This window comes from Ferruginibacter profundus, assembly GCF_054783275.1.
This window is the reverse complement of the sequence record NZ_BAAGQW010000004.1, coordinates 92983-101808: the sequence shown is the minus strand read 5'-3', so window position 1 is coordinate 101808 and position 8826 is coordinate 92983. Positions and strand designations below refer to the sequence as shown.

Annotated in this window: 8 protein-coding genes; 3 read left to right on the top strand and 5 right to left on the bottom strand. The window is 41.7% G+C overall.

Features of this window, described 5'->3' with window-relative positions; translation table 11 throughout:
• Positions 1-191: 191 nt before the first annotated feature.
• From ACYVM0_RS26650 to ACYVM0_RS26630, 5 genes are all read right to left on the bottom strand, one after another.
• A complete protein-coding gene (locus ACYVM0_RS26650) occupies positions 192-494 on the bottom strand; it encodes a type II toxin-antitoxin system RelE/ParE family toxin (protein WP_460562489.1) in 303 nt (100 codons plus the stop codon).
• Complete coding sequence (locus tag ACYVM0_RS26645; RefSeq protein ID WP_460562487.1) at positions 491-733, bottom strand: type II toxin-antitoxin system ParD family antitoxin; 243 nt, start codon at positions 731-733, stop codon at positions 491-493. The genes ACYVM0_RS26650 and ACYVM0_RS26645 overlap by 4 nt, the downstream gene beginning before the upstream one ends.
• 320 nt (positions 734-1053) lie before the next feature.
• On the bottom strand, positions 1054-2019 hold the full coding sequence (locus ACYVM0_RS26640) for a hypothetical protein (RefSeq protein ID WP_460562485.1): 966 nt from the start codon (positions 2017-2019) through the stop codon (positions 1054-1056).
• A 307-nt stretch (positions 2020-2326) separates the two neighbouring features.
• Complete coding sequence (locus ACYVM0_RS26635) at positions 2327-2860, bottom strand: tetratricopeptide repeat protein (RefSeq protein ID WP_460562483.1); 534 nt, start codon at positions 2858-2860, stop codon at positions 2327-2329.
• Between the two features lie 526 nt (positions 2861-3386).
• Positions 3387-3614 carry a helix-turn-helix domain-containing protein gene (locus ACYVM0_RS26630; protein WP_460562481.1) on the bottom strand — a complete coding sequence of 76 codons (228 nt, stop codon included), beginning with the start codon at positions 3612-3614 and terminating at the stop codon, positions 3387-3389.
• Between the two features lie 484 nt (positions 3615-4098).
• Here ACYVM0_RS26630 and ACYVM0_RS26625 point away from each other — a divergent pair, with 484 nt between their 5' ends.
• The 3 genes from ACYVM0_RS26625 (at position 4099) to ACYVM0_RS26615 (ending at position 8816) form a co-directional block, all read left to right on the top strand.
• Positions 4099-4362 carry a hypothetical protein gene (locus ACYVM0_RS26625; RefSeq protein ID WP_460562479.1) on the top strand — a complete coding sequence of 88 codons (264 nt, stop codon included), beginning with the start codon at positions 4099-4101 and terminating at the stop codon, positions 4360-4362.
• A 143-nt stretch (positions 4363-4505) separates the two neighbouring features.
• Positions 4506-5792 carry a TlpA family protein disulfide reductase gene (locus ACYVM0_RS26620; RefSeq protein WP_460562477.1) on the top strand — a complete coding sequence of 429 codons (1287 nt, stop codon included), beginning with the start codon at positions 4506-4508 and terminating at the stop codon, positions 5790-5792.
• Between the two features lie 24 nt (positions 5793-5816).
• Positions 5817-8816 (top strand): SusC/RagA family TonB-linked outer membrane protein, encoded by a 3000-nt coding sequence (locus tag ACYVM0_RS26615; RefSeq protein ID WP_460562475.1) that lies wholly within the window; start codon positions 5817-5819, stop codon positions 8814-8816.
• The last annotated feature ends 10 nt before the right edge of the window (positions 8817-8826 follow it).

Below are 8826 nucleotides of genomic sequence, written 5' to 3'. Positions count from 1 at the left end.
GGCTAATGCCATACTTGGCCTGTAGTTTACGGTAACCACAACCGGTGTTTAAATACTCTTGAATGATCTGGTCTTTGAGTTCCATTTTGGTTGATTTTGTAGTCAACCTATTTCAGGACGAGACACACTGCTGATGATTGTTTTAACGTCATGCCCCAACTACACAAAACCTTTTGTTTTTGTGTAGTTGCTTAATCGGTAAGTCTATTTTCTATATCCATTCGCTCATGCAAAATTCTAATTATCTCTATCGTGTCATTAACAACTCTGTAAAAAATGAGATGAGATTTTACTTTCGAAGCCAGATAGCCTTTTCGAATATGCTCCTTTGATTTGCCAGCATTGGGATTCTTGCAGATATAATTAATTTCATCAAATATTAAATTATAGTAACGATCTGCTTGTTCTACAGACCACTTTTCAACCGTGTAAAGCCAAATTTCTTCCAAGTCAGCAACGGCCTTTTTACTAATAACAAATGGAAGAGTTTTCATAAAAACTTGCTATGCAGTTTCTTCAAATTGGCTTTGGGGGCAAAATTCTTTTCCATTCCGCTCTTTTCACCTTGAGAAAGAGCCTTATTAAGATCTTTCATTTTAAATTCTTCCGATTCCATAAGCCTTAGAGCGGTTCTAATTACTTCACTTGCTGAGTTGTATTTGCCAGATGAAACTTTCGTAGCAATAAATTCCTCAAAGTGCTCGCCCAACAAAATTGACGTATTACGTGCCATAAAATTTGTTTTATATAAAAGTACCAATAATTGGTATTAAGTCCAAAAAATGCTTCTAGGAATTGATGTGCTCAATGCAATTACGCACAACGGGCAGGGCTGGCATTAGCACTGTGTCTGCCCGGAACCGCTGCCCAATAATAAATTAAAAATACAAGTTAACAAATAAAAGCCCAGCGATGTTTGTCCCGCACGGATGATGCACAATAGCGATATGCAGCCGATTGCTCCAATGTCCCGCCAGACTTGCAGCAAACCCCATGTTGTATGCAGTTTTTCATTTAAACGAAGGTTACGTTTATTTGACTGTTGTGAAATGATCAGTTATTTTTAATTTTTCTTTTCTCAATGAAATCTCCTGACCACGGATCAAAAACCCACATATTTGTATAACCGGTCCGAACTCCAATGTCTCCCACGAATTTAAAGTCAGATTTACCCGACTGTGATATGATCAATCGCACATTACCATTTAATATAGGAGACACGGAATTTTTATCCCTTTCCCATTCATAAGATGTCGAAGTGATTAAATCATCCCCTTTCTTCAAACCAAGAGCTTTAGCTTTTTCTAATGCATGTTTTATAGAAAGCTTGTAAAAAGGCTGTTCATTATTTGTAAATTTTTTAAATCCCTCATTGTATAATGTATCACCGTTCTGTGTCAGCTGACCATCTTGTATGTTTCCCGTAGTATCTATCAGCATCTTTAATTGCCCGCGCCATTCATTTTCATTCACAATGTCATAAACTATATAACATACGGTTGGCTTATAGGATGAATAGTCTTCTCTTGTCCATGATATGTCGAAATTGGGACTACTTGAATTTCCGGCAAAATAGCAGGAATTGAAAATATTCCAGCGAATAGATGTAGAGGTAAATTGTTTCCCGAAATATATTCTCAAAACGGAGTCGGCTCTTGCCTTCACTCGAACCAGCAAAAGATAATTATGATAGACATCAGTATCAGCATTCCAGTTAAGCTTGTCGTGATCGATGGTTAATATAAGTTTTCCTTTTTTATCAAATATCTTTTGGACACCGATAAAATTGCCAAGAGTATCGTTATAGCTAATATTCTTTATGGTCATTGTATCATCAAAATAGGAAGTGCTCAGTATGCGGTTGCCTTTTTTGAATCTTTCTTCCACGATCTTATAACTGCCAGCCTTGCATACTGATTCAATAACAGAAGAATCGGTCTGAATGATAGTTGTTTTATCCTGAGCAAACAAAAAATGGAACGAGAAAAGCAATACCGATGTCAATAGTGATCTACTCATAATGATTTCATTTCACAATGATCGCAATGGTTCCATAATCATATTCATGTCATCGATTTCTATGACAAGGTTAACAGCGTAAATTGCATACAACGTACTGGGCTTTATGCAGGTTGGGAATTATCCCGAATGCTTTCGGGACGTCTGCCGATAACCGCTGCTGATTGAACCTGCCTGCCGGCAGGCAGGAATATAAAGTTGAATTTAAGAACTAATTTTGAGATTTATTCGTCCAGCCCGAACCACAGCTTAGATTTGCAATTTGCTGATGTTTGCTGGTCATGCCCAACTTGCATAAAACCCAATGTTAGCGGTTGTTGTTTGTCTGTCCACAATAGGTTTTTAACATCTTATCGGCTTCGTTTCGGTCATCGTCAGTCAATGCAAATTGTTTTGCTTTGTCAAAATACTCACAAGCTTTATCTGTCTTACCGCTTCTTACATAAATTGTTCCTTGCCAAAGAACACAGTTGCTTTTCTCCTCATAACTGTTGTCCACCAATGTTTGGAAGTCAATAAACGAACTTTTTATGCTGTCCATGAAATACTTTACTTGAGCTCTCTGATATAATGCGTCATTGTATGGAACTTGAGCTTTTGCTTCTTCGTCAGCGAAAGGAGAATCCTGATTGTAAGTCATTATAAAACTGCCGTGAGTTTGTAGAGCCATTACTTTGTTGAAGTCCCACAATGCTTTGTCATAATTTTTTGTCCCTAAATATGCCAATCCTCTGTTGTAGTAAGCTAATTGCAATTTGTTATTACTTTTTATAACCTTATTGTAAACCTCAATCGCTCTGTCATACTTCTTTTCTTTACTAAGATTATAAGCCTTGTCCAACAATTGTTCATTTGTCTCCTTGCAGGAAGGAAAAAGAATAAGACTTATTAGTATGCTAAAAAGTAGTTTGATGCTCATTTACAATAACCGCTAACGACTGTATTCATGCTATTACACGCTTTAAAGTTAAACAAAATGGCATCAAAAATCAGCACTTTGATGTTATACATTTTGTATGTAGCGTAGCATCAATGACATGTAAATATTTATTTAATATGGCTGACCCGGTTGTGAAAAATATCACGTTGCCATCGCCGGTATACGGTATTTTTTGGAATACCTCTACAAAGGATGCCTGATCCCGGACATTTGATTTTTTGGATTAACGTTCTTGCTGCTGTTACAATAAGATGCTTGTTTTTGAGTAGGGCGGGGTATAAAATTCTGGTGAATGAGCACCATTTGCAAATAGAGGAGCGGCTGATGCCAAACCTGGCGGCGGGTTTTCTAAAGACGCATTCCTGGTTAATCCGGATAGATAACAATACATAGCCGTTAGTAAAAGAGATATGCCTAAAGTAAATAATTAAAAACTCAGCTGATCAAATAATTCACTCACCTCAACTTCTAATCCCTGGGCAATGGCTATGAGCGTTGTAAAGGCAAAATTTACTTTGCCTTTTTCAATTCTTTGTAGTTGACTATATTCTAAACCAGAAGAGGCAGCGAGCTGTCTTATGCTTACACCTTTACCCAGTCTAATTTTCTTTAGATTATTTGCAAACTTCAATAATATTCTTTCTTTGTCATTCACTGAAATACAAGTTCAATTGAATAACATAAATTTTTGACGTATGATTGTACGTCACAAGAAGATTTACTATATCTTTATGCTTATAGATTAATTTATACCTATTGGTTTGATCTGATTTATATTTGCGATTCTTCATAAAATTATTTTGAAGCATTCGCTTTGATTCTCGTACTGAAACCTCGGAAATTTCATTGCCACGAGATAATAAGTAGAATGCCCACGTCTTGGCGTGGGCTCTCTTATTGTGGCAGCGCCTTCCGAGGGCCTCAGTGCAGTAAGTCGAGTCTGCGCCATTTTCTTATAGCCCCGGCAGCTATTTTAAAAAAACCGCATACTCCTGGTAATGCTACAGCTTGAATTATATACACCCCACCAGTAAGCTTACACTTAATACCGTTTTATTGCCGCGGGGTAAAACCCTGCCCGCCACTTAACCTTCTTCCTGCAAAAGCCATTTTTATTAACCGGTTACAATAAAAATGATATGAAACAACAGGCCATTGCCAATACCCCCCTGTGGCTATACTACTATCCATTGCTGCTGCGCTATGCCGGGTATATTATAAAAAACAGGGACGATGCAGCTCTACTGGTTAAAAATGTTTTGTATACCCAATATAGTTTGTATGGGCTGCAACACAATAATACTACACGCCGTATTTTAAAAGCAGATACCCTGCACAGTTGCCAGCTATACCTGCAGCTTAAAATTTTTAATGGTGCACCTGTTACAATACCCTTTAAATAATTTTCCTGTGATCAACAACTACCATAACCCCCTTGTTCACTGGCTAAAATGCCTGTACGAGCGTAAGCCCAAAAACCCCACCTGAGGGCCGGTGGGGGTAATGGTATTTTAAATTTAATAATGCATTAATAAAATCAATTGCAATGAAAGCTATTTATTGCTTAACACTATTCCTGTGCCCCTTACTCAGCAGGGCACAATCAATACAGGCCCCTTTATCCATTGGCGATAAAGTACCCAACCTGCAGTTTAGCCCGGTACTAAATGCACCTTATACGGCTACCAGCCTGGCCGGCCTTAAAGGCAAACTGGTATTAATAGATTTTTGGGCCACATGGTGTGCCTCCTGCATACAGGAGTTTCCCCGGCTGGATTCTTTGCAACAGCAATTTAAAGATAGCCTGCAGGTGTTACTGGCCAACAACCCTAACAGTGGCGACAACCCTAAAAAAATACTGGCACTCTTTAACCGCAACCGGGCAGTTACTGGTAGCCGTTATGCCTTACCGGTAATTTATGCAGGCAGGCAACTGGCCCGCCTCTTCCCTCACCGCAGCATTCCCCACACCATATGGATAAACAAGGGCATTGTGGTGGCCATTACCGGTGCCGACCAGGTAACTGCCCCTAATATTAAGGCAGCACTGCAGGGCAATACCAGCGCCCTGGCATTAAAGGCAGATCAGCTTGATTTTGACCAGTCAAAACTATTGCTGGAGCAGGGCAATGGCGGCTCTATCACCAGCCTGGTTACACGCTCTTCCATCACCCGCTATCTTAACGGGGCCGGCACAGCTGTTGGCTTTGCTGTTTTGCCGGGCAATATTATCCGCCGCTATTTTTTAAACCAGCCGCTCATCCGCCTTTATGCGCTGGCTTTTCCGGGCATTCCTGCCAACCAGGTGGTGCTCGAAAACGGTTTAGATACCCTGTTGCTAAGCCCCCGGCACACCGCAGCCTGGAAAAACAGCCACTGTTTCAGTTACGAGTTACTGGTACCACAGTCTACACCCCTGCAAAAAATGCAGGCCATCATGCAGCAGGATCTTGACCGGCAGTTTAACCTGCTGTCGGGCCGGCAAATAAGAACAATAAACTGTTATGCCATCATTAAAATACCGGGGGCTACTGTGGCCGGCAACAACCCACCCGCAGCCGATACCGGCTTTTTTCAAAATGCCGGGGGCACCTGGTGCCTGCATAACCAGCCATTGCAGGTATTGGTAAAAGCACTCAACACACAATCACCCGGTAAACCATTACGGCCCGTTGTGCTTGACGAAACAGGGTATGCCTTGCCGGTATCTGTTAACTTTTTGCCTGCAGCATTAACCGATATACAACTATTAAAACAGGCCTTGCAGCCTTTGGGCTTCGATATAATTTCCTGCAAAAGAGAATTAAACGTGCTGGTAATTTCAAAAAACTAATTATTAACATCAAAACTAACCTACATGAAATATTACTATTGTTTACTCATTCCCCTGGTCATGGGCTTATGCAGTATGGCCCAGCAAAAGCTGCCCAAAGATACCCTGCAAAAAAAGGTGCCGGTATCGCTTGATAGCGTGGTGGTTTTTAATTCAGGCTACCAGGTATTGGCCAAAAACAGGGCTACCGGTTCATTTACACAGGTAGATAATAAGGCCCTAAACCTGCAAACAGGCAACAATATTCTCAGCCGTTTAGAAGGCATTGTACCTTCCGTAGCTTTAAACAAGCATACCAACTCTGCAATACCCGCTATTACGGTAAGGGGGTTAAGCACCATCAATGGCCCCACAGCACCCCTTATCATTTTAGATAACTTTCCTTTTGAAGGCGATATTAACACTATCGATCCCGATATGATAGAATCCATCACCATTTTAAAAGATGCCACGGCAGCAGCTATATGGGGTACCAAAGCAGGCAACGGCGTTATTGTAATCAATACCAAAAAAGCCAGGCTGGGCCAGCCGGTGGTTACTAATTTTAGTACAGGCATACAGGTTAGTCCTAAGCCGGATATCTACTACCAGCACCCCATGGCCTCCGGCGATTATATAGATATGGAAAAATGGCTCTTTGGCAAAGGATACTACGCCGGCATTTTAAGCAGCGCCTATCACGAGCCTGTATCACCTGTGGTGGAATTGCTCGATCAGCAGTCGAGGGGCATTATAAGCAATACCACAGCAGACGCTGTAATAGCAAGGTTAAAAAATATCGATGTACGGGATCAATATCAAAACTACATGTACCGGCCATCGTTAAATACGCAATACGCTTTAAACTGCAGTGGTGCTACCAATACGGCCACATGGCTGGCAGCGGGTAGTTACGATAATGGTACCAGTTCACTATCGGCAAAATACCAACGCACTTCGCTGCGTACCGAAAATACCTTTCGCCCCCTTAAGCAACTGAAAATAAGCAGCAGTTTATATTACATCAGTACTAAAACCACTTCGGGCAAATCGGGTTACCCATCCCAAACACTCCTGTACCCGTATTCCAGCCTCAGGGATGCTGATGGAAATGCAATGCCGGTGGCAAACCTTTACCGCACAGGTTTTATTGATACGCTGTACAGGGGTAAACTGCTTGACTGGAATTTTTATCCCGCCAATGATGATGAGCATAATACTACAAAGAGTATGCAGGATAATTGGGTAATTAATATCGGCGCCCAATACCAATTGGGTGCTGGTTTAAATGCAGAGGCTAAATACCAGTACGAAAAGCAGCAAGTGCAAACCAACAACCTGCAGGATGCAAACAGTTACAATGCCCGTAATTTAGTTAACAGCTTCAGCCAGGTTAACGCCCTTACAGGCAAGGTTACCTACATAGTACCCCAGGGTGGTATTTACGACCAATCGGTTAGTCGCATACAGGTATTTAATGGCAGGCTGCAACTCAATTTCAATCGCAGCTTTGGCAGGCACCAGCTATCAGCAATTGCCGGCGGCGAGGCAAGGGAAATACATACACAGGGCCAGTCTTACCGTACTTATGGTTACGATGCTGTTAACAGCAGCGGTACAGGCGTCGATTATCGTAATACTTACCCTACGCTTCCCAATGGCGATTATCAGTACATTCCATACCAAAATGATTTTACCAATCAAACAAAAAGATTCATCTCTTTTTATGCCAATGCAGCTTATAGTTATAGCAGCAAATACCACCTTACACTCAGTGGCCGCAGGGATGCTTCCAATCTTTTTGGCGCTGCCACAAACAACAAGTGGACACCCCTTTGGTCTGCGGGTGCCGCCTGGGATATTTCACGGGAGAATTTTTATACAAGCAGCTTTATGCCATCCCTTAAATTAAGGGCCACTTATGGCTATACCGGCAACGCCGACCCTAAGCGTACTGCTGTGGTAACTATCTTTAATATAGGCACTTCGCTCAATACCGGCTTTCCTTATGCAGCTATTCAGCAATTTCCTAATCCCACTCTTAAATGGGAAAATGTGGCCATTACCAATATTGGTATCGATTTTAGTAGTAAGAACAATCGCATCTCGGGCAGCCTGGAGTGGTACCACAAAAAAGCAACCGACCTGTTTGCCAATTTCCCCATCGATATTACTACGGGGCTGGGTGGCCCAACAGTAGTTAGAAACGTGGCTTCCCTTAAAGGCAATGGGCTGGATGTGGTTATCAATAGCATTAATACCAAAGGTAAAGTGCAGTGGAACACCGGCTTAATACTAAGTACCAATACAGATAAAGTTACGGCTGCATACATGGCTAATCCCATTGCCGCTTCTTTTGTTAACGATGGCGACAAAGTAACCGCTGTACAGGGCAAGCCGGTACATGCCCTGTATTCTTACAAATGGGGCGGGCTCGATCCGCTTACAGGTAACCCACAGGGTTATCTTAAAGATAAACTGAGCACCGATTATGCAGCCATTACCGGTTCGGGCAGTACTTTTAGCGATCTAGAATACAACGGTTCTGCAATACCGCAAATCTTTGGCTCTTTATTTAACAGTTTTTCATTTAAGCAATTTCAATTACAGGTAAACATCAGTTATAAACTGCGGTACTTTTTTAAACGCCGCAGCTTTTCGTATACCGGCTTATTTACCGGCGCAGATAAAAAAGGATCTGAAGATTATGCCCGCAGATGGCAACAACCGGGTGATGAAGCATTTACCAATGTACCTTCAATGCTGTACCCTGCCATAGCTGCCAGGGATCTGCTGTACAACTCCTCAACCATAATGGTAGAAAAAGGCGATCATATCCGCCTGCAGTTTATAAACCTGGCCTATACACTGGCAATTAAAAAATCAAAACAGCCGGCTGCACAATACCTGCAATTTTTTGCTTCGGCATCCAACCTGGGTATATTATGGCGGGCAAACAAAAAAGGGCTCGATCCTGATTACAATGTAACGGATATCCCCCCTGCAATCAATTTTGCACTGGGCATTAAATGTAGTATTCAATAACCCCAAAAAT

Excerpts from the sequence above, each read along its gene's own strand:
- ACYVM0_RS26650 (WP_460562489.1), bottom strand. The coding sequence starts at position 494 with ATGAAAACTCTTCCATTTGTTATTAGTAAAAAGGCCGTTGCTGACTTG.
- ACYVM0_RS26645 (WP_460562487.1), bottom strand. The coding sequence starts at position 733 with ATGGCACGTAATACGTCAATTTTGTTGGGCGAGCACTTTGAGGAATTT.
- ACYVM0_RS26640 (WP_460562485.1), bottom strand. The coding sequence starts at position 2,019 with ATGAGTAGATCACTATTGACATCGGTATTGCTTTTCTCGTTCCATTTT.
- ACYVM0_RS26625 (WP_460562479.1), top strand. The coding sequence starts at position 4,099 with ATGAAACAACAGGCCATTGCCAATACCCCCCTGTGGCTATACTACTAT.
- ACYVM0_RS26620 (WP_460562477.1), top strand. The coding sequence starts at position 4,506 with ATGAAAGCTATTTATTGCTTAACACTATTCCTGTGCCCCTTACTCAGC.
- ACYVM0_RS26615 (WP_460562475.1), top strand. The coding sequence starts at position 5,817 with ATGAAATATTACTATTGTTTACTCATTCCCCTGGTCATGGGCTTATGC.